Here is a 24,653-nt window from a genome sequence, read left to right as displayed (position 1 = left end):
AACCGCCCGACCTTATTTCGCCAGTTGGATATAGAATGTACCGCTCGGCACAACCGGCAAGTATTTACGGTAGAAATCGGTATAGGTTTTGGTCGGGTTCAAATCCTTAAATAATTCAGGATAGGCCGCTTTTGCGACAAACTGCACCGAAGCCACGTCCGACATCGAACGGGAATTGGCGTGATATGCACCGAAGACCCGTTGGTTTTTCACCGCCGGCAATGCCGACCAACCGGCACGTTTGGTAAAGCCCGCCAAACGGCGTTGCGCTTCAGACGGCGTGATATTGAAGCCCATCACCATGCCTTCCTGATTTTTCTTCAACTCGGTTTCACGGCCGGTGATAATCACGGTATCCGGTTTGGTTGCCAGCACTTGTTCCGCACTCAATGCACCCCAAGCGCCTATCGAACTCGGTGCAATATTCTGCGCACCCACCAGATTAATCATCGAACCCCACATGCTCGAATAAAAGGTTACGCCCTGATCGTTCGGACCGCCGCGACCGAATTCCGCATACACTTTCGGCTTAGGCTGTTTTGCAGTACGCACCCGCTGCTGAATCTGCTGCACCGCTTTTTGATATTCGCCCGAAATCTGTTTCGCACGCTGCGGCTGGCCGGTCAGTTGGCCCAAAATCTCGGTAGAACGTACATGCTTGGCCAAAGTTTGCGCATTGTAGTCCAACACCACAACCGGAATACCGGCTTTGGTAATCTTGTCCAAATCCGAACCCAGCGCCTTATATTGCCAATCCGCCAACACCAGCAAATCAGGATTCAGCGACAATACTTTTTCTACCGAGAAAGTCCCTTCTTCCACTTCGCCGATGTCCGCAAGCTGATTCAACTTCGGCACAGCCTTGCTGAACAATTCCCAGCTTGCCGGCGCCCAGCCCGACCACACTTTTTTAGAAAAACCGACCACATTATCCAGCGCCTTATTACCGCCGACCGCCATATAGTCCTGATAATAAAAGCCCAACACCACCCGCTTGGCCGGCAAATCCACCGTTACCTTGCGGTTTAAAATATCCGTAACCTGAACCGGCTTGGCATAAAGCAGCGGCGCAGCAGCCAGCAAGATAGAAGCCACTAAAAGTTTGTTTGGTTTCAGCATAAAAAAATCCTTTTATTAAAATAAAAATGTCTTTTTGAACAGATAATACATTAATAAATAAAAATCATTATCTTTTCAAGAAGCGGATTTTAACCGATTTTTTGAGAAAATCAAGCAGGAAAACGAATATGGGGAAAAACGACAAAGAAATCGGTTTTTCTTTTTTTAAAACAGTCTGTTTTCGGAAATATATAGTTAATTAACCTAAAAAAATATGACACCGCAGCGAGCCACCCTTCCCCCTAACCCCTTCCCGCCAGCGGGACGGGGGACAGTGTGCAGGTGGCATTAGCTTACTGGCTTGTACAGAAGCAGGCGTAGGTTGTGATTAGCGAGGCACGAGCGTAACCCAACAAAATCTTATGTTTTAAATCATGTTGGGTCTCGACCCAACCTTGTATAAGAAACACCACCCACAAGATAAAATAAAAAGCCCCCGACAGAAGCAGCTATCAGGGGCGGGATTGAAAACAGAGTTGTACGCCAACCTTGGGCTTCAAAGCCCGCGACGTAGATAAAAGCCTGTTTTCAATGTCCAAACACCCCGAATAGTATCATAGACATGCTGTGCATAGTCTGCATTCACAAGGTTAGGAGCATGATGGACACCCCATTTTATTTTATCGGCATCGATATTGCCAAGTTAAAGTTCGATGTTGCGGTTAAAAAATCCGCAAAAGTGTATCAACACCACCAGTTTGAGAACCATCCGCAAGGTTTTGCTGCTTTGAGCGAATGGCTGAACAGCTTTTCGGATAAGCCGCTCTATATCGTGATGGAAGCGACAAACGTCTATCACGAAAGGTTGTGCGAATACTTATATGCGGCCGGACATTCGGTAGTCGTGATTAATCCCAAATGTGCCGCCAACTTTGCCAAAGGTTTGAACTTACGTTCCAAAACCGACAAAGCGGATGCCAAATTACTTGCCCGCTTAGCCGAAAGCTATGTTCATGAGTTTGACCTGTGGCAACCGAAGGGCAATAACGAAAAAGCCTTATTGCGCCAACTTCGTCATCTCGAACATTTAAAAACAGCGCTGACCAAAGAAAAAGTCCGGCTGCAGATGCTGTTGGACGAGTATGCAATGGCTTCGTCCGAACGTCTGATTGCTTTTCTTGAGTGCGAAGTCAAAACCGTTGAAACGCATATTCATCAGTTGGTGAAACAGGACGATCAGTTGAAACACAACCATCGTCTGTTGAGCAGTATTCCCGCCATCGGCAAAACCACAGCCTGTTGGCTGCTCGCCATACTGGGCGACGGCACTCGGTTTAAAAACGGAAGGGCTGCTGCGACCTATGCCGGACTGACCCCGATGGTCAGACAATCGGGAACGAGTGTAGATAAGCGGGTCGGTATCTCCCGTATCGGACAGAGTGATTTGAGGAAGATACTCTATATGCCGGCCGTGTCGTTTTGCTTTGGCAAATATAAGGACAGTATTTACAGCTCGTTTGTCCAACGCTTGCTGGAGCGTAATAAACTGGCGAAAAAAGCCGTGATTGTGGCTCTGATGCGTAAACTCGTAACCATTGCCCAATCTGTATTGAAGTACCAACAACCCTTTAACGAAGAACGCTATGCGAAAATGTGTCTGGATAAGGCTTGATTTGTTGGGGGGCTTATAGTATCTACGCCTTGTTTAAAAACTGTATGGATTATTAGGTTAATTCACGATATCACCGATAATGCCGTCTGAAAACCCATTTTCAGACGGCATCAAAAGCATTTTTTCAACCGGAAATAAACCGATATAACAAAATCATCTTTCTAACAAACAAACCATTCTTTCCCTTTTTCAGACGGCATGATTACAGTAATGCCATTTCTTATTCCACTAAAGAGCCGAATACCATGTCTATCCAAAACCACCATCTCAACTGGCTGGAAGCCGAGTCTATCCACATTATCCGTGAAGTGATTGCCGAAGCGAAAAATCCGGCGCTGCTGTTTTCCGGCGGTAAAGATTCGGTTGTGCTGCTGGCGCTGGCGGTTAAAGCCTTTCAGTTGGAAGGCCGTCCGCTGAAACTGCCGTTCAAGCTGCTGCACGTCGATACCGGACACAATTACCCCGAAGTGATTCAGTTCCGTGATGAAACTGTTGCCCGCACCGGCGTGCAGCTGGTGGTCGGAAGCGTGGAAGACTCCATCAAAAAAGGCACGGTCGTTTTGCGTCGGGAAACCGATTCCCGCAATGCCGCTCAAGCCGTTACTTTGGTAGAAACCATTGAAGAACAAGGGTTTGACGCACTGATGGGCGGCGCACGCCGAGATGAAGAAAAAGCCCGTGCCAAAGAGCGGATTTTCTCGTTCCGCGACGAATTCGGCCAATGGGACCCGAAAAACCAGCGCCCCGAATTATGGTCGCTCTACAACACCCGCCTGTTCCCCGGCGAAAATATGCGTGTCTTCCCGATTTCCAACTGGACGGAACTCGACATCTGGCAATACATCGCCCGAGAACAACTCGCCCTGCCGCCGATTTACTACACCCACCAACGGGAAGTAGTCGAACGCAACGGCCTGCTGGTTCCGGTTACGCCGCTGACACCGAAACGGGACGGCGAAGTATCCGAAATCCGAGATGTCCGCTTCCGCACCGTCGGCGATATTTCCTGCACCTGCCCCGTTGCCAGCACCGCCGCCACACCGGAAGACATCATCGCCGAAACCGCTACGGCAACCATCTCCGAACGCAGCGCCACCCGCATGGACGACCGGGTTTCCGAAGCAGCGATGGAAGAACGTAAAAAAGCGGGTTATTTTTAAGAATATAGTTGAAAAAAGACGGTTCGATTGTGAACCGTCTTTTTTATTGCCTGAATTTACTTCCCGTTTTCCGTTTCCCCCTGCTCCGGAACATTGAACACCTGCCGCAGATAGGCGAGGAAGGTGCGGTTGTTGGTCATGGTTTTGCCGGGGGAGTCGGAGAGTTTGGCGACGGATTGGCGGTTGCATTCGACCAGTTTCAAGACGATGTTCAGCGGGGTGTGGCCTAAGTCGTTGGTGAGGTTGGTGCCGATGCCGAAGCTGGTTTTGAAGCGGTCTTTGAAATATTGGTGCAGCGCCCAAGATTTTTCGATGTTGAGGCCGTCTGAAAAGGTAAGCATTTTGGTGCGGCTGTCGATTTTGAGTTTTTGGTAGTGGCGGTAGGCTTTGTCGCCCCAAATATACGGGTCGCCACTGTCGTGGCGCAGGCCGTCGAAGAGTTTGGCGAAATAGAGGTCGAAATCGACCAAGAATGCGTCCATGCCGACTACATCGGTCAGGGCGATGCCGAGGTCGCCTCGGTATTCGTGTACCCAGGCTTCAAGGGCGGCTTTTTGGAAGTTGCGCAGGCGTACGTCAAGGGCTTGGAAGGCTTGTAGGAACTCGTGCGCCATGGTGCCGATGGGGGTAATGTTGAGTTTTTTTGCCAGATAAACGTTGCTGGTGCCGCGTACGATGTCGGGTTCGGCGGCAAGGAGGGTGCGCACAACGTGTTCCTGCCATGCTCGGGTATAGCGGCGGCGGGTGCCGAAGTCGGAGATAACAAACGGTGGGTCTGCGGGGTTTTGCTGCTTGGCGATTTCGTGCAGCTGCGCTACTTTTATTTGCAGGCGGCGTTCGCCTTCGGCGAGAATTTCGGGGGTTTCCAAGCGGCGGAAGTAGAGTTCGTTGACGATGGCGAGAATGAAGATTTCAAAAAACATCGCCTGCACCATCGGGCCTTCGATGCGGATATTCAGACGGCCTTGTTCGTCGGGGCTGATTTTGACAAAGCGGCGTTTGAGTTGGAACAGTTCGAGATAATCGACAAAATCGCTGCGGATAAAGCGCAGGCTGCGCAGATAGTCCAGCTCGTCTTCCTGAAAACGCAGCTGACAGAGTGCATCTAATTCCCACTCTAATTCCTGTTGGATTTCTGCTAGCGGATAGTCGGTTTCTTGGTTGCGGCAACGGAATTCGTACACGCTGTGGGTTTGCGGAAATTGGTGCAGAATCACCTGCAGCATGGTGAATTTGTATAAATCGGTGTCCAGCAGCGATTGAATGATGGGCGCTCGCTCGGTCATGGCTCTATTCTCTTCTTTTTTGGCAAACTGCCGTAAGTGTACACGATTTTTCGGGCGATGCCGTCTGAAAAGTGTGATTTTGGGGTGAGTTCGGTAAAAATCAGGCGGCGTTTTGTTCGTTTTTGAGATGGATTTCGATGCTGCCGAACTGCTCGTTCTGCACAATCCGCACCAAGCCTTCTTTTGCCAGTTCCAGCAGGGCGATAAAGTTTACCACCACATACGCCCTGCCCTGTTCGGGCTTGAACAGAGCGTGAAACGGACAGCTTCCGCCCTCATTGAGCCTGCGTAAAATCGAAGTCATCTGCGCCCGCACGGAAATGGCTTCCCGTATCACTTCGTGGCTGCGGGTGTGTTTGGCACGGGACAGAATGCCCAGCCACGCCTGCGTTAAATCGGCGGTATAGACTTCCGGCAATTTGGCTTCGGCGGCGATTTCCAGCGGTAAATACGCCCATGCGAAATCCCGCCCCGCCCTCGGCAAAGCATCCAAACCCTGAGCGGCCAGTTTCATCTGTTCGTATGCCAGCAGGCGGCGCACCAATTCTGCCCTCGGGTCGGCTTCCTCTTCTTCCGGCGCTTCGGTGCGGGGCAACAGCAGACGTGATTTGATTTCAATCAATACTGCCGCCATCAGCAGATATTCTGCCGCCAAATCAAACTGATAGCTTTCCATCTGGGCGATATAGTGCAGATATTGCTCGGTGATTTTCACCATCGGAATATCCAAAACATCAATATTCTGCTTGCGGATTAAATACAGCAGCAAATCCAGCGGCCCTTGAAAGCTGCTCAACACCACTTTCAAAGCATCGGGCGGAATAAACAGATCTTGCGGCAAATCGGTAACGGGCTGGCCGAATACCCATGCAACGGTCGGTTCGGCAACGGTGGCGGTCGGGTTCATTTTTTACCTGCGATAAAGTCGATGGCGGCTTGGGCGCAATATAGGCCGAAAGTTGCCGTTACCAGCATACTGGCCCCGTAACCGGCGCACGACAAACCCTGCGGCGCTTCGCCGACGGCGCATCCGCCTTCTATTTGCGGCGGCGTAATGTTCTCAGTCGAATAGACGCAGGGAACGTGCATTTTTGCTTTGGTATCCCGGCTGAAACCGTATTTTTTACGCAGGGTATATCGCAGATTTGCCAGCAGCGGATCGTGGGTAACTTTGCTCAAATCCGCCGTTTGAATCAGCGCCGGATTGCGCTGTCCGCCCGCCCCGCCGCTCAAGATAAACGGTTGGCGGTGTTTCACAAAATAATCTGCCATTGCGGCTTTGACCCGGATTTGGTCGATGGCATCGATTACAAAATCAAAAGGCCGTCTGAAAAGCGTGTCCAGATTGTCTTCATCGACAAAATCTTCGATTTCCGTTACCCTGCATTCGGGGTTAATCTGCACAATCCGCTCGTGCAGCGCGCTGACTTTTGGCTTACCGAAATCGTCGCTCAAAGCGTGCAGTTGGCGGTTGATATTGGATTCCGCCACATTGTCCAAATCAATCAGCGTTAGATTGCCGATGCCGCTGCGTGCCAAGGCTTCCACGCCCCACGAACCAACCCCGCCGACTCCAACCACGCAGACATGCGCCTCTTGAAAACGCTGCAATGCCCCGCTGCCGTATAAACGGGCAATGCCGCCGAAACGTCGGGAAACCATAGAATCCATATCTGCCATAAACCAACCTTGTGTCCAATTAAAATCGTGCGTGTGAATGCGAAAGCGTATTATAACGAAGAAACAGGCCTGCGTAAGCCATCGGGCCGTTTTTGGCTGTTGTACAAATCATGCCGGACAGACTATAATCAGAATGCCCGTCCGCAATAAAGCTGTGCGGCCAATCCGATACTGCCTCCAAGGAGAATACTATGTACAAACATTTAGTCGTTGCAGTCGATGGTAGCGAAACTTCATTGAACGCCTTGAAACACGCCACCAGCCTGGCTCAGGCCAATAACGCCCGTCTGACTTTGGTTCACGTTGCCAATCCTGCCGAATACATGGCGCTGGCACCCGAGTTTCTGCAGCATGACAGCTACGAAGCCGCTGCTGTGGCGCAGGGTACGGAAGTTTTGGAATTTGCCGAACAGGCGGCGCAAAAAGAAGGCGTTGCCAACATTGTCAAGCATTTGCTGGTTGCCAACAAAGGCGCACGGGAAATGGCTCAAGAACTGGTGGACTATGCCGATGCCAACGGCGCAGATTTGCTGGTGTTGGGTACACACGGCCGCACCGGTCTGATGCACCTTTTAATGGGAAGCTTCGCCGAAACCGTAATGCGTCAAAGCCACCTGCCGCTGCTGGTGATCCGCAGCAAAGCCGAAGACTAAAACCGTTTTGGCTTGAATATTGAACAATATGCCGTCTGAAAACTGCGGTTTTCAGACGGCATTGTTGTATTAATATATATATCCTAAAACAACCTTCCCTGCTTGCGATGCAAATAATCCTGCAAAGGTTTGGGCAAGCCGTAATCCGCCAAGTCCTGCGGGGCGACCCACAGGCCGTCTGAAAACGGGGGATTCGGGCAAGTGGCGGTAAACGGTGTAATCAATAACAGTCGGTGGGTCAGGCGGTGGGTAAACGGTGTGTCTTCGCTTAAATCGCCCTCATTCAGCCCCAAATCATCGGCAAAACGGTGCAGTTCGTCAAGGCTTTCAAAACAGGGAACGCAATACAGCCCGCCCCAAATGCCGCCCTGCTCCCGTTTGTGCAGCCATATCTTGTTGTCCTGATTGCGTACGGTCAGCCAATAAAGCGGGAGGGTTTGCACGTTGACGGCGGCTTTTCTGCGGGGCAATTCGTCAATGCGGTTTTGCTTTTTGGCTTCGCACATGCTGCTCATCGGGCATTCGCCGCACAAGGGCTTGCTGCGTTTGCAAACAGTTGCACCCAAATCCATCAATCCCTGCGTATAAGCCGGCATATCCTGATTTTCAGACGGCATCAGGCTTTCGGCGAGTGTCCACAGCGACTGCTCGAATTTTTTGTCTGCCGGATTGCCGTCCCGAGCGAAAATGCGGCACAGAATACGCTTGACGTTGCCGTCTAAAATGGTTTCCCGCTGCCCGAAGGCAAAGGCGGAAATGGCGGCGGCGGTGCTTCTGCCAACACCGCACAGGGTTTCCAATTCCTGCCTGCTTTGCGGAAAGCGGCCGCCGAATTGTTCTACCACTTGGCGGGCGGCTTTGTGCAGATTGCGCGCCCGACTGTAATAGCCCAAGCCTGCCCACAATGCCAACACTTCGTCTTGCTCTGCCGCTGCCAGATCTGCTACGGTGGGGAATTTTTCGATAAAACGGGGGTAATAGCCGCAAACGGTGGCAACCTGCGTTTGCTGCAACATGATTTCTGAAAGCCAAATCCGATAAGGGTCTTGCACCTGCCAAGGTAGGTTGCGGCGGCCGTGTTGCCGCTGCCAGTTGATTAGAATGGGGGCAAATTGGGTATGATTCATTATATTTTTGAAAAATAAACGTTTTGAGGCCGTCTGAAAACTGTATTTGCGATTTTCAGACGGCCTTTGCAGTAGATTACGGCACTTACGAATGCGGATTCATCAGGTTTTGCGGCGACAGAATCCGGTCGAGTTCTTCTTCGCTCAACAAGCCTTGTTCCAACACCACTTCCCGCACGCCTTTGCCGGTTTGAGCGCAGATTTTGCCGATAATATCGCCGTTGTGATGGCCGATATACGGATTGAGATAAGTAACCAAACCGATGGAATTAAACACATAACGCTCGCAGATTTCACGGTTTACGGTAATACCGTCCACACATTTTTCCGCCAGTTTCACCGAGGCATTGCCCAGCAGCGAAATGGTTTCAAACATACATTGGGCAATCACCGGCTCCATCACGTTCAACTGAAGCTGGCCTGCTTCGGCGGCAAACGTAATAGTGGTATCGTTGCCGATTACCTTGAAGCAGACTTGATTGACCACTTCGGGAATCACCGGATTGACTTTCGCCGGCATAATCGAAGAACCCGCCTGCAATTCCGGCAAGTTGATTTCTTTCAAACCCGCACGCGGGCCAGATGAGAGCAGGCGCAGGTCATTGCAGATTTTCGACAGTTTCACCGCCGTGCGTTTCAAAGCACCGTGTACCATCACATAAGCGCCGCAGTCGGAAGTCGCCTCAATCAGATTGGAAGTCAGCGTACAGTTCAAACCGCTGATTGCCGCCAGTTTCGACACCACCAAAGGCGCATAGCCTTTCGGCGTGTTCACACCGGTGCCGATTGCCGTTGCGCCGAGATTGACTTCCAGCAAAAGCTGGCGGGTGCGGTCAAGGTTTAAAATTTCCTCTTCCAGCAGCACTTCAAACGATTTAAACTCTTGGCCGACCGTCATCGGCACAGCATCTTGAAGCTGGGTGCGCCCCATTTTCAAAACATCTTTAAATTCCTCGGCTTTGGCGGCAAACGAGGCTTTCAATACCGCCAGTTTTTCCAGCAATTCGCCCACGCTGTAATACACCGCCAGCCGGAAGCCGGTCGGATACGCATCATTGGTCGATTGGCTGGCATTCACATCATCCATCGGATTAACAATATCATAGCGGCCTTTTTCATAGCCCAACAGTTCCAGAGCCAGATTCGCCACCACTTCATTGGTGTTCATATTCACCGAAGTACCCGCCCCGCCTTGGTAAACGTCAGACGGAAACTGGTCGAGACAGCGGCCTTTTTCCAAAATTTCATCACAGGCACGCTCAATCGCCGCTGCAATTTCAGGCTTCACCGCCCCCAACTCGCCGTTGGCCTGCGCCGTCGCCTTTTTCACCATCACCATGCCCCGCACAAACAGCGGCACATCAGAAATTTTCTGCGTTGAAATCTTAAAATTTTCCACCGCCCGCAGCGTGTGGATACCCCAATAAACCTCCGCCGGAATCTCACGTTCACCCAGCAGATCGTGTTCTATGCGAACCGCCATCTCTGACTCCTCTTCATCGAATAAATACTGATTTTGCAACCGCCGGCACAAAGCCTCCGGCACGGGTGCAACAATAGCCCACTTTGCCCGAGAAGTCCATATATTCGGAATAAAAATACATTGCTTTAGCAGATATCGGGTAAAATAGAACGCCCGAATGTGTTTGACCGATTTTCAGACGGCCTGATTGATATGAATCCAATTTCCGATACCGCACTACCGCTCACAGTTGCCATTATTACCAAAAACGAAGAAGCCATGCTTGTCGAATGCCTGCAAAGCGTGCAGCCGTTACATTGCCCGATTGTAATCATCGATGCCGGAAGCAGTGATGCTACCTGCAAAATTGCAGAGCAATACGGCGCAGCATGCCATGTTTTTTCTGACTGGCAAGGTTTTGGAATACAGCGCAACCGAGCGCATGAATTTATCCGCAGTGAATGGGTATTGTGGCTGGACGCAGACGAGCGGCTGAGTAATGAAACGGTTAACGGTATCCGCCGGATTTTTTCCCAAGGTACTCAGCCGAAAACCGTTTACACCCTTAACCGATCTACTATTGTGTACGGCAAAAAAATCCGCTATTGCGGCTGGTATCCCGACAGGGTCGTGCGTATGTATCCTGTTACCCATACTCGGTATAACAACGATTTAGTACACGAATCAGTGATTGTTCCCGAAGGCTGGAAGATTGAAAATATTAACGGTGATATTGTACATTTAACTTATTCTTCGCTGGGGCAACACATTATAAAAATGCAACGTTATGCTTACGATTGGGCGCAGCAATTTAAAAATAGGAAATACAGTAATCCGGCAGGTGCATTGTTACGGGGTATTGTAGCCTTTTTTCGAACCTACATTCTTAAACGGGGATTCTTAGATGGTTATGCGGGTTTGATTATTTCAGTAATGAATGGTTTTTATACATTTGCTAAATATGCACAATTATGGCTGTTAAACCAAAATCATTCCAATCAACCATAATCATGTAAAGTATCTCAAAAGACCAAACCCATGCTTCCGCGAGCGATTACCGTTACTTCCTACAATATGCACAAAGGCATGTCCGCCCTGAATCGGAAAGTCCAGCTTGAGCATATGGCAGAGGCTTTGCAGCAGCTGGATTCTGATATTTTGTTTCTTCAGGAAGTCCAAGGGCAGCACCGCGGGCGCAGCAGCCGCTTGGCAGATTTTCCCGATTTGCCGCATTATGATTTTCTCGGCGAACGGCTGTCGTTTAACCGCAGCTACGGCAAAAATGCAGTTTACCCGCAACGCCACCACGGCAATGCGATTCTCAGCCATCTACCCATCGACACCCGCCACAACCTCAATATCAGCGTCAACAAACGGGAACAAAGAGGCATGCTGCATTGCGAAATCCACCCCGAAGGCTGGACACAGCCGCTAGTATGCCTGTGCGCCCATTTAAATCTGCTCGAACCCGACCGCTGCAAACAGTATCAAACCATTTTTGATTACGTCAGCCGCCATATCGACGAACACAGCCCGCTGATTATCGCCGGCGACTTTAACGACTGGCGGCACAAATCCGCCCCCTTATTGGGCAATATGCTGGGGCTGACCGAAGCCTTTTCCCGCAACGGCACCCACCCCAAAACCTTCCCCGCCCGCCTCCCCCTACTCAGCCTCGACCGCATTTATACCCGCAATCTGGATATTGTCAGCACGCAGATTCACAATGATAAGCACTGGCAAAAACTGTCCGACCATCTACCGCTCAGCGTAACCGTGCGTCCAAAATATAGCGAAATACCCCCCCAAAACAATACAAGACAGCAAGACAACGCAGTACTGAATTTTTAAATTTATTCTGCTTGTTATCCCATAAAAGTTGGAATAATGGAAATATTCGCTCAGTTATCATAGATATAAGCGATTTATTTTTAAAGAAAATCATTTATTTTAGCCACATATAACCAAACCCCATAAGATAAGCAAAATCCATTCTTTCCGCTTTTTTCAGACGGCCTGTAGCATAGCCGCTATTCTGACCCTTTCCCGTAACGAGTTACTATGAACCATTATCCGATTTTTACCCATCTTGAAAACCGCCCTGTCTTGCTGGTCGGTGCCGGAACGGTTGCCGAACGCAAAGCTGCTGCGCTGCTGCGTGCCGGTGCGCAGGTGCGGGTGGTGGCCGAGCGGCTGAATCCACTGTTTTCACAATGGTTGGACGAGGGAAAAATCGTTTATTTGGGCGGGCAGTTTGACGAAGATTTTTTAAACGATGTGTTTTTAGCCGTTGCCGCCACCGACAACCGCAGCCTGAACGAGCAGGTATTCCGTGCCGCCGAAGCCAAAGGAAAATTCTGCAATACGGTCGATACCGCCGATTTATGTTCCTTTATCGTGCCGGCGGTAATCGACCGCAGCCCGATGAAAATCGCCGTCTCCAGCGGCGGTACGGCACCGGTGTTGGCACGCAAATGGCGGCAGATGATTGAGACGCTGATTCCGTTGGAAAGCGGGAAAATGGCGGAAATTGCCGGACGTTGGCGGCAGCGGGTCAAAGCCGAAATCAGCGGCACGGAAAACCGCCGCCGTTTTTGGGAAAACCTGTTTGACAGCCGCTTTGCCACGTTGGCGGCGCAGAACAATACCGCCGCTGCGGAAGCCGAACTGGTAACGCAGTTGGACAGTTTCCAAGCCGCAAAAGGCGAAGTGGTGTTGGTCGGTGCCGGCCCCGGCGATCCGGGTTTGCTGACTATTCACGCTCTGCAGGCAATTCAGGCGGCGGATGTGGTGTTTTACGATGCGCTGGTTTCAGACGGCATTATGGCGATGGTGCGCCAAGATGCCGAGAAAATCAGCGTTGGTAAGCGTGCGGGCAATCATCATGTGCAGCAGGAAACCACCAACCGCCTGCTGGTGGAACACGCTTTGGCGGGCAGACGTGTGGTGCGGCTGAAAGGCGGCGATCCGTTTGTATTCGGCAGGGGCGGCGAGGAAGCGCAGGTGTTGAAGCAGGCCGGAATTCCTTACCGCATCGTACCGGGCGTTACCGCCGCTTTGGGGGCAACCGCCTACGCCGGTATTCCGCTGACCCACCGGGACTGCGCCCAAAGCGCTCTGTTTGTTACCGGCCACAGCAAACACGACGGCGAACAGCCCGACTGGCGCACGCTGGCACTGGGCAATCAGACGCTGGTGATTTATATGGGCACACTGCAAGCCTCGCTGATTGCCGAAAAACTGATTGAATACGGCCGCAGCGAAAACACGCCGGTAGCGGTGATTTCCAACGGCACGCTGCCACAGCAGCAGGTGCGGACAGGCCGTCTGAAAAACCTGCCCGAACTCGCCGCAGAAGCTCCCCGCCCGGCATTGATGGTGATTGGCGAAGTTGCCGCATTGGGCGGCGAATTGGGGTGGTTTCAGAATGATAAAGTAGAATGATTCCGTTATTATCCGGCATCATTACAATGATCTATATCATCTCACAGCGGCCATTTCAGAGCAGGATTGCTTTCGATAATGGTTTTAAACTGCTGCTGAATCCGTTCGATGGCGGCTTGGTTGTCGGCTTCGAAGCGCAGTACCAGAATCGGGGTGGTGTTGGAAGCCCGCATCAGACCGAAGCCGTCTGAAAATTCGACCCGCAGGCCGTCGATGGTGATGATTTCGGTCGCACCTGAAAATTCGGCGTTGGCGGCCAATTCGGCAATCACTTGGTGGCCGTTGCTGCTTTCGGGTAAACGGATGTTGAGTTCGGGGGTGGCAATGCTTTGCGGCAATGCGTTCAGGATTGCCGATGGGTTATCGCAGGCGGAAAGGATTTCCAGCAGGCGGACACCGGCGTAGAGGCCGTCATCGAAGCCGAACCAGCGTTCTTTAAAGAAAATATGGCCGCTCATTTCGCCTGCCAGCAGTGCGCCGGTTTTTTTCATAGCGGCTTTGATAAAGCTGTGGCCGGTTTTTTCCATAACGGCTTCGCCGCCGTGCTGCTGAATCCACGGGGTCAGCAGTCGGGTGGATTTGACATCGAAAATCACTTTGGCATTGGGATTGCGGCTCAAAACGTCTTGGGCAAACAGCATCAGTTGGCGGTCGGGATAAATGATGTTGCCGTCTTTGGTAACCACGCCCAAGCGGTCGGCATCGCCGTCAAATGCCAAGCCGATTTCGGCATCGCTGTTTTGCAGCGCCTGAATCAGGTCTTGCAGGTTTTCCGGTTTGCTCGGATCGGGGTGGTGGTTGGGGAAAGTGCCGTCCACATCGCAAAACAGTTCCTGCGTTTGACAGCCCAAATCACGATAGAGTTTGCCGGCAAATGCGCCGCCGACACCGTTGCCTGCGTCAATCACAATCTTCATCGGGCGTTTGAGTTTGATATGGCCGAGAATGTGGTTGCGGTAATCGTCGGCGATGTTTTTTTCAAGCACTTCGCCGCTTTCTTCTGCTGCGGCGAAAGCATTGTTTTCAATTACCGCCAGCAGTTCCTGAATCAAATCACCCGCCAGCGTTTTGCCGCCGAGCATCATTTTGAAACCGTTGTAATCAGGCGGGTTGTGGCTGCCGGTAATCATCACGCCGCTGCCGCCGCATTCGTTAATCGCTGCAAAATACAGCATCGGCGTGGCAACCATGCCGACATTCAAAACGTCGATGCCGCTGTCGGTCAGCCCCTGCTGCAGGTGTTTCATCAGTTCCGGCCCGCTCAGGCGGCCGTCTCTGCCGACGGCAATGCATTTAATGCCTTGCTCAACAGCTTTGGCGGCAATGGCTTTGCCGATTAAATAGGCGGCTTCGTTGGTCAGGGTTTTGCCGACAATGCCCCGAATATCGTAGGCTTTGAAAATGTCTTGTGCAATGCGTGCCATGATTGTTCCTTCTCTAATATAGTGAATTCACTTTAAAATAATACGGCGTTGGCTTGCCTTGCCGTATTATTTATACTGTCTGCGGCTCGCCGCCTTGTCTTCTTTTAAAGTGAATCCACTATTTTTTAGTGTATCGCCTGATTCAAAGGCCGTCTGAAAACGGGCTTTGCGGGTTGGGTCAGCGGAATGTGTTGCATTGGTTGATGTCGCCGCTTTGCAGGCCGGTTTGCAGCCATTTCATGCGGTCGGCGGACGAGCCGTGGGTGAAGCTGTCGGGAACGACATAGCCCTGCGCTTCATGCTGCAGACGGTCGTCGCCCACTGATTCTGCCGCCAGCATGGCTTTTTCAATATCGCCTGCTTCAAAGAGTTTTTTGCCGACGGCGAAGTGTCCCCATACGCCGGCGAAGCAGTCGGCCTGCAATTCGAGTTTTACAGAAAGTGCATTGGCTTCGCTTTTGGACGCACGCTGCTGCATTTGGTTCACTTTAGGCAAGATGCCGAGCAGGTTTTGGATATGGTGGCCGACTTCGTGGGCGATCACATAGGCAAACGCTGCGTCGCTGGCGGATTTGAGCTTGGTGCGCATGTCTTCGTAAAACGACAAATCCAGATAGACTTTGCGGTCGCCCGGACAATAAAACGGGCCCATCGCCGCTTGGCCCATGCCGCAGGCGGTTTGGGTGCCGCCGGTGTACAGCACCATGGTTGTCGGCGTGTATTGGCGGCCGTCGCGGGCGAAATATTCGCTCCATGTCGCTTCGGTATCCGCCAACACCACTCTTGCCAACTCGTTCAACTGGTTTTCCTGCTGCGGATCAAGCGTAGATTGTTGGGAAACCGATGTTCCCAAGCTCGGCGTACCGACAATGCCGGACAAATCCACGCCGTAATATGCGCCGACCAGCAGCACGATAATGCCGAGAATCCCCGGCGTTTTGCCGCCGCCTCCGCCCGAAGCACCCCGACGGTCTTCTACATTAGAACTTTGTCTGCGTCCCTGCCAATCCATAGTGATGTGTTCCTGAATATAAATGCCGGTATTATACGCCAAGTTATCTGTTCTGCAGAAAGCAAGGCCGTCTGAAAAACCGGATTGTGGCATTTTTCAGACGGCCTTAAAGAATATATTTGCTGAAAATCAGGGAAATTTTTCAGTCAGTAAGGCTTTGCTATGCTGCCTCGCTTTCGCAAGTTTCCAAGACATACCGTGTGGCAAACCGTTTTTCTTCCCCGGCTGCCAATACCGTCAAACCTAAGCCGTTGTTAAAGCAGTCGGGCGCACCGCTGAGGTTTTCCAGCGCCAGCGACTGCCTTGCGGGCGGAATGTAGATTTGCAGATACGGGTAAGAGGGTTCGGGGAAAATGCTCAGGCGGTAGTTGCTGCTGCGCAAAATGCAGGCGGGTCGGTCGAAGCTGTCGAGAATAAAACTGTTGTCCAGTTCGATACCCGCTAAACTGCGGGCATTTGCAAACCGGTTGTCGGCAAGTATTTCGCCGTTGGCAACCAAATCTTGGTCAAACACCAGCCTGCTGCGGCTGTTGAGTTGCAGCGTCCATTCATCGACACTGCCGCCCAAGGTGAAATAAGGATGCCAGCCGTCTGCCAGCGGCATGGCGCTGCGGCCGGTATTGCGTACCAGCGTTACGGTTTCCAAGCCCTGCGCCGTCAGGCAATAGCGGATTTGCAGACGGTAGGCAAACGGGAAACCGGCTTCCTGCGCCCGATAATCCGCCGCCAGTTCTGCCCATGCCGATTCTGCATTGCTGCCGCTGCCGATCAGTGCAAAATCAGCGTCATACATCAAACCGTGGGCGGCGTGTCCGGCAATTTGGTGTTTACCGACACAATATTCCTGCCCGTCAAAACGGTATTGCCCGCAGCGGATACGACAGGCAAACGGGCTGAGTTTGGCGCTGTGAAAGCCTGCTGTCAGCGTTTCCCTCGCCTGCTGCGGGTTTTCATAGCCCTGCACGGCGTTGAAGCGGCTGCCGTCGGTAAGTTCGATTTCATAACGGTTGAGCAATGCGCCGAACAGGTAAATTTCCGCCCGCCGTCTGCCCTGATGATTTAATATGATGCGGCTGTTGTCGGTTTGTATGTCGAACATGGTTGATGTTTCACAAGCACAAAAGAAAAAGGCCGAGACCTTTGCAAATTCCCTATCTTTGGTACATTTCTTTGTTATGCGCTGCTCAAAATCTTGCCTATCTTCATGATATGTCTTCGATTTTTGTGCTGCTATAACTTCGAACTGTACTCAAATCTAGGGTTTTGCAAAGGTCTCAGGCCGTCTGAAAAACGATAATTCCTGTTTTCAGACGGCTTTTACGGTTTAAGAACGGCGGCGGCGTTCGCCCGGAAGCAGCATATCCGCCCATTTGATGATATTGGCGACTTCCGCCGGATTGAGTTCGTAAAACTGTCCCCGCTTCAGGCGGTTCGGCAAGCCGATCGGGCCGAAACCGACCCGCACCAAGCGGCTGACGGTCAAACCCTGACTTTCAAAAATGCGGCGTACTTCCCGATTGCGGCCTTCTTTAATCACCACGTTATACCATTTGTTTGCGCCCTCGCCGCCCTGCTCGTAAATCCGCTCGACTTTCGCCAAACCGTCTTCCAGCATCACGCCCTCTTCGGTCAGCATACGCATTTGTTCGGTCGTCAATTCGCCCAGCACCCGCACGGCGTATTCCCGTTCCACTTCAAAACTCGGGTGGGCAAAACGCTGCACCAGTTCGCCCGAAGTGGTGATAATCAGTAGGCCGCTGGTGTTGATGTCCAAACGCCCGATGGCAACCCAGCGGCTGCTTGCCGCCTGCGGAAGACGGTCGAAAATACTCACCCGCCCCTGAGGGTCGTCCCGAGAAACGATTTCGCCTTCCTGTTTGTAATACAGAATGATTCTCGGCAAACGGTCGGCCCATTTCAGCTTGATGATGTTGCCTTTTACGGTAACGTGGTCGTCGGGCGTTACTTTTTCGCCCAACTGCGCCACACGGCCGTTTACCGTTACCCAACCGTTGGTAATCCATTCTTCCATTTCCCGGCGCGAACCGACACCCGAAGCCGCCAGCACTTTTTGCAGACGCTCCGGCTCGAAACGGGACAAATCGCTGCGCCGCTCTTTCAAATCACGGGCGTGTTCCAGAATTTTCTGGTTCGGATTGCGCACCACCAGTTTTTTCGCCTTATCGGCACGCTGTTTCACCGCTTTTTCACGCCCCTGCGTCTGCAGGCCGTCTGAAAACGCCTTGCGTTTGTCTGAAGATTGGCGTTTTGCTTCGCCTTTGAACGGATGTGCCGCTTTTTTGGCGGAAGCCGCAGCCGGTTTTTTCACACCCGCCGAAGCAGCGCCGTCGCGCCATTCACGTTTGCTGGTAGGTTGTTTTTTAGACATGGTTTTACTCCTAACGCATTTCCCGAACAGCTTAAGCACACAATCGGGCAATGGTTCTTCTGCGGCAATCATCATGCGGCAGGACAGTTAATCGGTTTGATCCGCTGAAACAGCATTTTCAGACGGCATAAGGGCGGCATTCTACCTGATTTTATTAAAAACGTGCATTATTTCTAAATATTTATCGCTTAAGGCGACAAACGTTCCCGAATCCACATGCCGTTTTCCAAACGGTATTGGATACGGTCGTGCAGACGGCTCGGGCGGCCTTGCCAAAATTCGATGCGGTCGGGCAGCACCAGATAGCCGCCCCAATGCGGCGGACGGGGAACATGCAGCGGATGGCGTGCGCCGATAGCCGCAGCTTTGGCCACCAAAACCGCCTTGCCGGAAATCACTTCGCTCTGATCGCTCGCCCACGCACCGATGCGGCTGGTATAGGGGCGGCTGTCGAAATATTCGTCCGAAGCCTCGGCAGACAGTTTTTCAATCCGCCCTTCCACCCGCACTTGCCGTTCCAACTCCGGCCAGAAAAACGTCATCGCCGCAAACGGATGGGCGGCATACGATTTGCCTTTGCGGCTGTTGTAATTGGTAAAAAACACAAAGCCCTGCGGATTGACTTCTTTGAGCAGCACCATGCGGCTGTTGGGGCGGCCGTCTTCGCCCACCGCCGCCACATTGACCGCCGTCGGCTCGTTTACCTGCGCCTGAACCGCTTCGTTGAGCCATTGTTCAAACTGAACAATCGGATCGGCATGGCATTGCGCTTCCGATAATTCCTGTTTGCTGTAATCTTCCCGAATATCGTGCAAATTCATTTTTATTCTCCAGTCATCAATCACGGCTATGATAACAGAGCAGAGCGGCATTTTGCACTTTTCAGACGGCATCATGCCTAAGATTTCGGCTATAATCCGAAGTTTGATTATTGGAAAACGGAAAACATCATGCAAACCGAAGTGGAACTGAAAATCTTAAATCCGAAAATGGCGCAACATTTGCCCGCATACGCCACGCCCGGCTCGGCCGGCTTGGATCTGCGTGCCTGCTTGGACGAAGCCGTGGTGCTTCAGCCGGGCGATACTTATTTGGTGCCGACCGGTCTGGCAGTTTACCTTGCCAATCCCGACTACGCCGCCGTTCTGCTTCCCCGCTCCGGTTTGGGACACAAACACGGCATCGTATTGGGCAATTTGGTGGGGCTGATTGATTCGGATTATCAGGGCGAATTGAAAGTGTCGCTGTGGAATCGGGGCAAAGAAGCGTTTACGGTCGAGCCGATGGAACGCATTGCACAGATGGTGATTGTGCCTGTGGTGCAGGCGGCATTTAAAGTGGTGGACGAATTTGCCGCCAGCGAGCGGGGCGAAGGCGGCTTCGGCAGCACCGGACGGGGTTGAGGCCGTCTGAAAAATACACAAACATCCGACTACCCGTTATTCCTGAAAAATTCAGAACAGCGGGTGGGCGGATGTTTTGTATTGACTGTATAAATATTTAGCTGTTCAACAACCAATATTGCAGACCCGCCAGCGTTTTCCCGTCTTCAATCTGATTGTTTGCCAAAGCCGCTTTCACTTCTTCCCGGCTCATCAATACCGTTTCGGTAAACTCGTCTTCATCGGGGGACAAGGTGCTACCGAGGCGCACGCCTTGGGCTTGGTAGAGATACATTTTTTCATCGCAAAAACCAACCGCCGTGTAAAACGTGTGCAGCAGCTTCACGCTGTCGGCGGTGTACGGCGTTTCTTCGCCCAATTCCCGCAAAGCGCAAACGGCAGGGTCTTCGCCCGCATCGAGCTTGCCCGCCGGCAGTTCCAACACCGCCCGATCCGCCGCATAACGCCACTGTCGCACCAAAACGACGCAGTCGTCATCGGTAACCGCCAACACACACGCCGCTCCGGGGTGGCGGATGACAATGCGGCTGCTTTCGTTGCCGTTGGGCAGGCGTACGCTGTCCCGACTGATGGTAACAAACGAACCTTGGTAAATCGGTTCGCTGCTTAATTTGGTTTCAGTCAAATCCATATTTTTCCCCTAGTAAGGCCGTCTGAAAAATGAGTGTCATCTATCTAAATTTATCTAAATTTTCAGACGGCCTGATTAATCCGTTAATCGGCGCTGCGTTCGATTTCCACACCGACTTCTTTTACATCGGGCAAAATCCCCGGTTTCACCACTTTTACCCGCACCCATAATGCCTTGAAATCGTTCAACACCAAAGCGGCAATGTGTTCCGCCAGCATTTCCAGCAGCAGAAAATCCTGATTCCGCAAACTGCTGCGCACGGCTTCGCACACTTCGCCGTAGTGAACCGTATCGGCAATATCATCACTGAGCGCCTGTTTTTCGGCAATGCCGATGTCCAAATCGATTACCAGCGTCTGGCGGTGTTCCCGTTCCCAGTCATACACACCAATCAGCGTATCGGCTTTCATCCCGTGCAAAAAGATTTTATCCATTTCCAGTATCCGTTTTTTTGGATAGAATAAGGTCTTTATTGTAAGCAAAGCATACAGAATGTACAACATATTAGCGGTAACTTCCGCCTATTTAATCGGTTCGGTTTCGTTTGCAGTGGTGGTTTCCAAATGCTACGGCATGGCCGACCCCCGCACTTACGGCTCGGGCAATCCCGGTGCCACCAATGTCTTGCGCAGCGGCAAAAAATCGGCGGCGGCGCTGACGCTCTTGGGCGATGCACTCAAAGGCGTGGCGGCGGTGGCTTTGGTACGCCTGCTGCAAACACCGCTCGATTTGCACCACGATACCGTCGCCGTGGCAGCCATAGCGGCGCTGGTCGGACATATGTGGCCGGTGTTTTTCGGCTTTAAAGGCGGCAAAGGCGTGGCGACCGCATTGGGCGTACTGCTGGCCTTATCATGGCCGACCGCCCTACTTTGCGCCCTGATTTGGCTGGTGATGGCGTTCGGTTTCAAAGTCTCTTCCCTCGCCGCACTCGCTGCCACCGTTGCCAGCCCGCTGATTGCCTATATCCTGATGCCCCACGCCTCATGGGCAGCGGCCACGGCGGTGATTGCGCTGCTGGTGTTGTGGCGGCACAAAAGCAATATTCTGAACCTGCTGCAAGGCAGAGAAAGCAAAATCGGCGACAAAGCCGAATAGTTAATGTTTCAGGCCCGATGATTTCGGGTCTTTTTACCAACTTATTGTCCCATCCTTTTTTCCGAAAGAGCAACCATGTTTCCCCGCCGTTCTGCATTACTGATTGCTGCGTTGAGTACCGCCCTGCTCTCGGCGTGTTCCGCCATCCGCTACCAGCCCTTGCCGACCATCAGCAAAATCACGCCCGATCAGGGCTACCGTTTGGAAACCGCCCAAAAAAACCGCCGTCAGGACGATACCTTTATCGTGTTGATGTTTTCCGGCGGCGGCACACGGGCGGCGGCTTTGGGCTACGGCGTGTTGGAACAGCTCAACCAGCAGAAAGTAACCATCAGCGGCGAAGAAAAATCCCTGCTGGAAAATGTCGATTTGGTGGTCGGCGTATCGGGCGGTTCGGTATTGGCAACCTATTTCTCACTGCAGGGCAGTCAAACCATTCCGCTGTTTTACAAACGCTTTTTGCGGCAGAATTTCCAAAAACAGGTATTGAAACAAGCGTTTTCCCTCGCCAACATTCCCCGCCTGACCTCGCCTGAATTCGGGCGGGGCGATTTGCTGCAAGAGCAGTTTGAACTCTATCTTTTCGGCAAAGCCACTTTCGAAGATTTGGAAAAACGGCGCAAAGGCCCGTTTGCCATCATCACCGCCACCGATATGGGCTTGGGCGAGCGGCTGAATTTTACGCAGGAATATTTCGACCCGATGTGTCTGAACCTGAGCAAACTGCGGCTGGCAAGGGCAGTTGCCGCTTCCAGCGCCGTGCCGATGATTTTCTCGCCGATTACGCTCAACAACCACGGCGGCAACTGCAACTACACCTTGCCGCAAAGAATGCAGGCGGCGATGGCGCAAGGCAACACCCAGCAGCAGAACAAAACCCGTCAGGAACTCGGCAACAACATCAAGCAATACAGCGACAGCAGCAAACGCCCCTATATCCACCTGCTTGACGGCGGCCTGACCGACAACCTCGGTATGCGCAGCCTGCTGGACATGAACGATCTTTATTCCGGCAATATGCTGGTGCAGCAGATGGCGAACCGGAAAATCCGCCGTATTGTTGTGATCAGCGTCAATGCCCAAAACCGAGAGTCCCGCACTTTGGACGAAACCGCAGCCGTCCCCGGCCTGCGCGACGTGGTCAATGCTGTCATCGATATTCCGATTGCCAAATATTCGCAGGAATCGCTGCGCCGCTTCCGTGAGTTTACCGACCGCTGGAATGCCGACGGTTACAAAGGCCCGGACGGGCAACCGATTTCGCTCTCGTTTGTCAGCCTCAATCTCAAGGACTTGCCCGACCCTGCGTTCCGCCAAAAAGTGTTGAACATTCCGACCAGCTTCTATTTGCCGCCGCAAGATGTGGACGACCTGCGCCACGCCGCCGCCGAGCTGATGAAACATTCCCAAGAATACCGCCGACTGCTGCAAACCCTGTCCGCTCGTCCGAATGAAGAAATTTTGCTGGCACCGCTCGAAAAAGTATCCGAAGACGACTTAAAATCCCTACCACCCGCCACCTTGCCCGATGCAGAAGAATTTAATGCGGTCAACCAAATGCCTGACGAAACATTTTCAATCCAGCCTTAACACTTGAGGCCGTCTGAAAAATGAGTGCAACGGGTTTTAGCTGCGTAAAAACCCGCTTTGCCCGTTTTCAGACGGCCTCCCCGTTTCCCAATTTCAGCGGCATCTGCTAAACTGTCGCCTGTTTTGCCGTACCGAAAAACCAAAATCATGACACATTCAACACAGACACCGCTTGTTACCGACATCGACCGCCCCGTACTCGTTCCGCCGGGCGGCCATAAAAAAGTTTTGCTGCATTCCTGCTGCGCCCCCTGTTCCGGCGAAGTGATGGAAGCCATGCTCGCCAGCGGCATCGACTACACCATTTATTTCTACAACCCCAATATCCACCCGCTCAAAGAATATCTGTTGCGCAAAGAAGAAAACCTGCGTTTTGCCGAAAAATTCGGTATCCCGTTTGTCGATAAAGACGACGACTACGAAAACGACCGCAAAGAATGGTTCGACAAGGCCAAAGGCATGGAATTCGAGCCGGAACGGGGCATACGCTGCACCATGTGTTTCGATATGCGCTTTGAAAAAGCCGCCCAATATGCCCACGAACACGGCTTTCCCGTGTTCACCAGCTCGCTGGGCATTTCACGCTGGAAAAACATGGCACAAATCAACGACTGCGGCCACCGTGCCGCCGCACCGTATGATGATGTGGTCTATTGGGATTTCAACTGGCGCAAAGGCGGCGGCAGCGCCCGCATGATTGAAATCAGCAAACGGGAAAACTTCTACCAGCAGGAATACTGCGGCTGCGCCTATTCGCTGCGTGATTCCAACAAACACCGCAAATCGCAGGGCCGGATTCCGATTAAGCTGGGTGTGCTTTATTACGGCGATGAGTCCACTCAATACGAAAATAAATAAACCATCATGAATTTGCTTTAAAAGATTACGGCGTTAGATGATCGCCTTGTCCTACTTTTAGCAAGTTCACTTTACAAACAAACCAATGCCGTCTGAAAACCGGGTTTTCCCATTTTCAGACGGCATTGGCTTTATCCAAGGTATCGGATAGAACGGTTTTACACCGCTTCGGCCTTGGTAATCACAATTGCCTCGGTCGGCACATCATCGTGAAAACCGTGGCGTTTGGTGGCAACGCCTTCAATAGCATCCACTACCTCAAAGCCCTCAACCACTTTGCCGAATACGGCGTAGCCCCAGTCCTGCACCACGGTGCGGCCGTACATTTCTTTGGAACGGTGGTTCAAAAAGCCGTTGTCGGCAGTATTAATAAAGAATTGGGCGCTGGCGGAATGCGGATCGGAAGTGCGTGCCATGGCAATGGTGTATTTGTCGTTGGACAAACCGTTGCCCGCTTCGTTTTGAATCGGATCACGGGTGTCTTTTTCATTCATGTTTTCGTCCATACCGCCGCCCTGAATCATAAAGCCTTTGATTACACGGTGGAAAATTACGCCGTCGTAAAAGCCGTCTTGAACGTATTGCTCGAAGTTTTTGGCGGTAACAGGGGCTTTGTCAAAATCCAATTCGATTTTGATGTCGCCTTTGTTGGTGTGCAGAATAATCATGATTTTGTATCCTTTGTTTGATTGGAAAACGGTTTCG

Annotated in this window: 24 protein-coding genes; 10 read left to right on the top strand and 14 right to left on the bottom strand. The window is 52.0% G+C overall.

Features of this window, described 5'->3' with window-relative positions; translation table 11 throughout:
• Nucleotides 1–12: 12 nt before the first annotated feature.
• Entirely contained in the window at nucleotides 13–1,119 is a 1,107-nt protein-coding gene (locus PJU73_RS03610; protein ID WP_237091489.1) for an ABC transporter substrate-binding protein, read from the bottom strand.
• Nucleotides 1,120–1,717: 598 nt separating this feature from the next.
• On the opposite strand from PJU73_RS03610, the gene PJU73_RS03605 reads away from it, so the two are divergent.
• A complete protein-coding gene (locus PJU73_RS03605; protein WP_272607598.1) occupies nucleotides 1,718–2,731 on the top strand; it encodes an IS110 family RNA-guided transposase in 1,014 nt (337 codons plus the stop codon).
• A 245-nt stretch (nucleotides 2,732–2,976) separates the two neighbouring features.
• Nucleotides 2,977–3,891: a sulfate adenylyltransferase subunit CysD gene (gene cysD, locus PJU73_RS03600; RefSeq protein WP_237091619.1), complete on the top strand. Its 915-nt coding sequence runs from the start codon at nucleotides 2,977–2,979 to the stop codon at nucleotides 3,889–3,891.
• Nucleotides 3,892–3,947: 56 nt separating this feature from the next.
• On the opposite strand, the gene pncB is transcribed toward cysD, so the two are convergent.
• From pncB to PJU73_RS03585, 3 genes are all read right to left on the bottom strand, one after another.
• Entirely contained in the window at nucleotides 3,948–5,177 is a 1,230-nt protein-coding gene (gene pncB, locus PJU73_RS03595) for a nicotinate phosphoribosyltransferase (RefSeq protein WP_237091618.1), read from the bottom strand.
• A 100-nt stretch (nucleotides 5,178–5,277) separates the two neighbouring features.
• On the bottom strand, nucleotides 5,278–6,084 hold the full coding sequence (locus PJU73_RS03590; protein ID WP_237091617.1) for a segregation and condensation protein A: 807 nt from the start codon (nucleotides 6,082–6,084) through the stop codon (nucleotides 5,278–5,280).
• Nucleotides 6,081–6,857: a tRNA threonylcarbamoyladenosine dehydratase gene (locus PJU73_RS03585; protein ID WP_237091616.1), complete on the bottom strand. Its 777-nt coding sequence runs from the start codon at nucleotides 6,855–6,857 to the stop codon at nucleotides 6,081–6,083. The genes PJU73_RS03590 and PJU73_RS03585 overlap by 4 nt, the downstream gene beginning before the upstream one ends.
• 191 nt (nucleotides 6,858–7,048) lie before the next feature.
• Here PJU73_RS03585 and PJU73_RS03580 point away from each other — a divergent pair, with 191 nt between their 5' ends.
• Nucleotides 7,049–7,510: a universal stress protein gene (locus PJU73_RS03580; RefSeq protein WP_237091615.1), complete on the top strand. Its 462-nt coding sequence runs from the start codon at nucleotides 7,049–7,051 to the stop codon at nucleotides 7,508–7,510.
• 83 nt (nucleotides 7,511–7,593) lie between these two features.
• Here the strand turns inward: PJU73_RS03580 and mutY are convergent, their stop codons facing one another.
• Complete coding sequence (gene mutY / locus PJU73_RS03575) at nucleotides 7,594–8,637, bottom strand: A/G-specific adenine glycosylase (protein WP_237091614.1); 1,044 nt, start codon at nucleotides 8,635–8,637, stop codon at nucleotides 7,594–7,596.
• An 85-nt stretch (nucleotides 8,638–8,722) separates the two neighbouring features.
• Nucleotides 8,723–10,120: an aspartate ammonia-lyase gene (gene aspA, locus PJU73_RS03570; RefSeq protein WP_237091613.1), complete on the bottom strand. Its 1,398-nt coding sequence runs from the start codon at nucleotides 10,118–10,120 to the stop codon at nucleotides 8,723–8,725.
• 192 nt (nucleotides 10,121–10,312) lie between these two features.
• Between aspA and PJU73_RS03565 the strand changes: the two genes are divergently transcribed.
• The 3 genes from PJU73_RS03565 to cysG all read left to right on the top strand — a co-directional run bounded on the left by PJU73_RS03565 (nucleotide 10,313) and on the right by cysG (nucleotide 13,543).
• Nucleotides 10,313–11,107, top strand: coding sequence for a glycosyltransferase family 2 protein (locus PJU73_RS03565; protein WP_237091612.1), 795 nt, complete (start codon nucleotides 10,313–10,315; stop codon nucleotides 11,105–11,107).
• 30 nt (nucleotides 11,108–11,137) lie between these two features.
• Complete coding sequence (locus tag PJU73_RS03560; protein WP_237091611.1) at nucleotides 11,138–11,950, top strand: endonuclease/exonuclease/phosphatase family protein; 813 nt, start codon at nucleotides 11,138–11,140, stop codon at nucleotides 11,948–11,950.
• A 210-nt stretch (nucleotides 11,951–12,160) separates the two neighbouring features.
• Complete coding sequence (cysG, locus tag PJU73_RS03555; RefSeq protein ID WP_237091610.1) at nucleotides 12,161–13,543, top strand: siroheme synthase CysG; 1,383 nt, start codon at nucleotides 12,161–12,163, stop codon at nucleotides 13,541–13,543.
• Between the two features lie 41 nt (nucleotides 13,544–13,584).
• On the opposite strand, the gene PJU73_RS03550 is transcribed toward cysG, so the two are convergent.
• From PJU73_RS03550 to pdxH, 5 genes are all read right to left on the bottom strand, one after another.
• On the bottom strand, nucleotides 13,585–14,967 hold the full coding sequence (locus tag PJU73_RS03550; protein WP_237091609.1) for a phosphomannomutase/phosphoglucomutase: 1,383 nt from the start codon (nucleotides 14,965–14,967) through the stop codon (nucleotides 13,585–13,587).
• A 178-nt stretch (nucleotides 14,968–15,145) separates the two neighbouring features.
• Entirely contained in the window at nucleotides 15,146–15,979 is an 834-nt protein-coding gene (gene ypfJ, locus PJU73_RS03545; protein ID WP_237091621.1) for a KPN_02809 family neutral zinc metallopeptidase, read from the bottom strand.
• A 160-nt stretch (nucleotides 15,980–16,139) separates the two neighbouring features.
• The gene (locus PJU73_RS03540; protein WP_237091608.1) at nucleotides 16,140–17,078 is read right to left on the bottom strand and encodes an aldose 1-epimerase; all 939 of its coding nucleotides are present in this window, start codon (nucleotides 17,076–17,078) and stop codon (nucleotides 16,140–16,142) included.
• A gap of 225 nt (nucleotides 17,079–17,303) precedes the next feature.
• Nucleotides 17,304–18,368, bottom strand: a complete 1,065-nt coding sequence (locus PJU73_RS03535; protein ID WP_237091607.1) for a pseudouridine synthase — start codon at nucleotides 18,366–18,368, stop codon at nucleotides 17,304–17,306.
• A gap of 188 nt (nucleotides 18,369–18,556) precedes the next feature.
• The gene (pdxH, locus tag PJU73_RS03530) at nucleotides 18,557–19,189 is read right to left on the bottom strand and encodes a pyridoxamine 5'-phosphate oxidase (RefSeq protein WP_237091606.1); all 633 of its coding nucleotides are present in this window, start codon (nucleotides 19,187–19,189) and stop codon (nucleotides 18,557–18,559) included.
• 129 nt (nucleotides 19,190–19,318) lie between these two features.
• Here pdxH and dut point away from each other — a divergent pair, with 129 nt between their 5' ends.
• Complete coding sequence (gene dut / locus PJU73_RS03525; protein WP_237091604.1) at nucleotides 19,319–19,771, top strand: dUTP diphosphatase; 453 nt, start codon at nucleotides 19,319–19,321, stop codon at nucleotides 19,769–19,771.
• Between the two features lie 97 nt (nucleotides 19,772–19,868).
• Here the strand turns inward: dut and PJU73_RS03520 are convergent, their stop codons facing one another.
• Nucleotides 19,869–20,402 carry an NUDIX hydrolase gene (locus PJU73_RS03520; protein ID WP_237091603.1) on the bottom strand — a complete coding sequence of 178 codons (534 nt, stop codon included), beginning with the start codon at nucleotides 20,400–20,402 and terminating at the stop codon, nucleotides 19,869–19,871.
• Nucleotides 20,403–20,485: 83 nt separating this feature from the next.
• Complete coding sequence (gene folB, locus PJU73_RS03515; RefSeq protein ID WP_237091602.1) at nucleotides 20,486–20,836, bottom strand: dihydroneopterin aldolase; 351 nt, start codon at nucleotides 20,834–20,836, stop codon at nucleotides 20,486–20,488.
• A gap of 58 nt (nucleotides 20,837–20,894) precedes the next feature.
• Between folB and plsY the strand changes: the two genes are divergently transcribed.
• The 3 genes from plsY (at nucleotide 20,895) to PJU73_RS03500 (ending at nucleotide 23,948) form a co-directional block, all read left to right on the top strand.
• Complete coding sequence (gene plsY, locus PJU73_RS03510) at nucleotides 20,895–21,500, top strand: glycerol-3-phosphate 1-O-acyltransferase PlsY (RefSeq protein WP_237091601.1); 606 nt, start codon at nucleotides 20,895–20,897, stop codon at nucleotides 21,498–21,500.
• A 75-nt stretch (nucleotides 21,501–21,575) separates the two neighbouring features.
• On the top strand, nucleotides 21,576–23,090 hold the full coding sequence (locus tag PJU73_RS03505; RefSeq protein WP_237091600.1) for a patatin-like phospholipase family protein: 1,515 nt from the start codon (nucleotides 21,576–21,578) through the stop codon (nucleotides 23,088–23,090).
• Nucleotides 23,091–23,237: 147 nt separating this feature from the next.
• Entirely contained in the window at nucleotides 23,238–23,948 is a 711-nt protein-coding gene (locus tag PJU73_RS03500; RefSeq protein WP_237091599.1) for an epoxyqueuosine reductase QueH, read from the top strand.
• Nucleotides 23,949–24,106: 158 nt separating this feature from the next.
• On the opposite strand, the gene PJU73_RS03495 is transcribed toward PJU73_RS03500, so the two are convergent.
• A complete protein-coding gene (locus tag PJU73_RS03495; RefSeq protein WP_237091598.1) occupies nucleotides 24,107–24,616 on the bottom strand; it encodes a peptidylprolyl isomerase in 510 nt (169 codons plus the stop codon).
• Nucleotides 24,617–24,653 lie beyond the last annotated feature (37 nt).

Source organism: Neisseria lisongii (assembly GCF_028463985.1).
GTDB classification, from domain to species: Bacteria; Pseudomonadota; Gammaproteobacteria; order Burkholderiales; family Neisseriaceae; genus Neisseria; species Neisseria lisongii.
Note: the sequence above shows the minus strand (reverse complement) of the source record. Positions and strands in the feature narration are given on the sequence as shown.

Excerpts from the sequence above, each read along its gene's own strand:
- PJU73_RS03500 (WP_237091599.1), top strand. The coding sequence starts at position 23,238 with ATGACACATTCAACACAGACACCGCTTGTTACCGACATCGACCGCCCC.
- PJU73_RS03610 (WP_237091489.1), bottom strand. The coding sequence starts at position 1,119 with ATGCTGAAACCAAACAAACTTTTAGTGGCTTCTATCTTGCTGGCTGCT.
- pdxH (WP_237091606.1), bottom strand. The coding sequence starts at position 19,189 with ATGAATTTGCACGATATTCGGGAAGATTACAGCAAACAGGAATTATCG.
- PJU73_RS03605 (WP_272607598.1), top strand. The coding sequence starts at position 1,718 with ATGATGGACACCCCATTTTATTTTATCGGCATCGATATTGCCAAGTTA.
- ypfJ (WP_237091621.1), bottom strand. The coding sequence starts at position 15,979 with ATGGATTGGCAGGGACGCAGACAAAGTTCTAATGTAGAAGACCGTCGG.
- PJU73_RS03585 (WP_237091616.1), bottom strand. The coding sequence starts at position 6,857 with ATGGCAGATATGGATTCTATGGTTTCCCGACGTTTCGGCGGCATTGCC.
- PJU73_RS03495 (WP_237091598.1), bottom strand. The coding sequence starts at position 24,616 with ATGATTATTCTGCACACCAACAAAGGCGACATCAAAATCGAATTGGAT.
- PJU73_RS03580 (WP_237091615.1), top strand. The coding sequence starts at position 7,049 with ATGTACAAACATTTAGTCGTTGCAGTCGATGGTAGCGAAACTTCATTG.
- cysD (WP_237091619.1), top strand. The coding sequence starts at position 2,977 with ATGTCTATCCAAAACCACCATCTCAACTGGCTGGAAGCCGAGTCTATC.
- PJU73_RS03520 (WP_237091603.1), bottom strand. The coding sequence starts at position 20,402 with ATGGATTTGACTGAAACCAAATTAAGCAGCGAACCGATTTACCAAGGT.
- PJU73_RS03505 (WP_237091600.1), top strand. The coding sequence starts at position 21,576 with ATGTTTCCCCGCCGTTCTGCATTACTGATTGCTGCGTTGAGTACCGCC.
- dut (WP_237091604.1), top strand. The coding sequence starts at position 19,319 with ATGCAAACCGAAGTGGAACTGAAAATCTTAAATCCGAAAATGGCGCAA.
- PJU73_RS03540 (WP_237091608.1), bottom strand. The coding sequence starts at position 17,078 with ATGTTCGACATACAAACCGACAACAGCCGCATCATATTAAATCATCAG.
- PJU73_RS03560 (WP_237091611.1), top strand. The coding sequence starts at position 11,138 with ATGCTTCCGCGAGCGATTACCGTTACTTCCTACAATATGCACAAAGGC.
- aspA (WP_237091613.1), bottom strand. The coding sequence starts at position 10,120 with ATGGCGGTTCGCATAGAACACGATCTGCTGGGTGAACGTGAGATTCCG.
- folB (WP_237091602.1), bottom strand. The coding sequence starts at position 20,836 with ATGGATAAAATCTTTTTGCACGGGATGAAAGCCGATACGCTGATTGGT.
- mutY (WP_237091614.1), bottom strand. The coding sequence starts at position 8,637 with ATGAATCATACCCAATTTGCCCCCATTCTAATCAACTGGCAGCGGCAA.
- PJU73_RS03590 (WP_237091617.1), bottom strand. The coding sequence starts at position 6,084 with ATGAACCCGACCGCCACCGTTGCCGAACCGACCGTTGCATGGGTATTC.
- pncB (WP_237091618.1), bottom strand. The coding sequence starts at position 5,177 with ATGACCGAGCGAGCGCCCATCATTCAATCGCTGCTGGACACCGATTTA.
- PJU73_RS03535 (WP_237091607.1), bottom strand. The coding sequence starts at position 18,368 with ATGTCTAAAAAACAACCTACCAGCAAACGTGAATGGCGCGACGGCGCT.
- cysG (WP_237091610.1), top strand. The coding sequence starts at position 12,161 with ATGAACCATTATCCGATTTTTACCCATCTTGAAAACCGCCCTGTCTTG.
- plsY (WP_237091601.1), top strand. The coding sequence starts at position 20,895 with ATGTACAACATATTAGCGGTAACTTCCGCCTATTTAATCGGTTCGGTT.
- PJU73_RS03550 (WP_237091609.1), bottom strand. The coding sequence starts at position 14,967 with ATGGCACGCATTGCACAAGACATTTTCAAAGCCTACGATATTCGGGGC.
- PJU73_RS03565 (WP_237091612.1), top strand. The coding sequence starts at position 10,313 with ATGAATCCAATTTCCGATACCGCACTACCGCTCACAGTTGCCATTATT.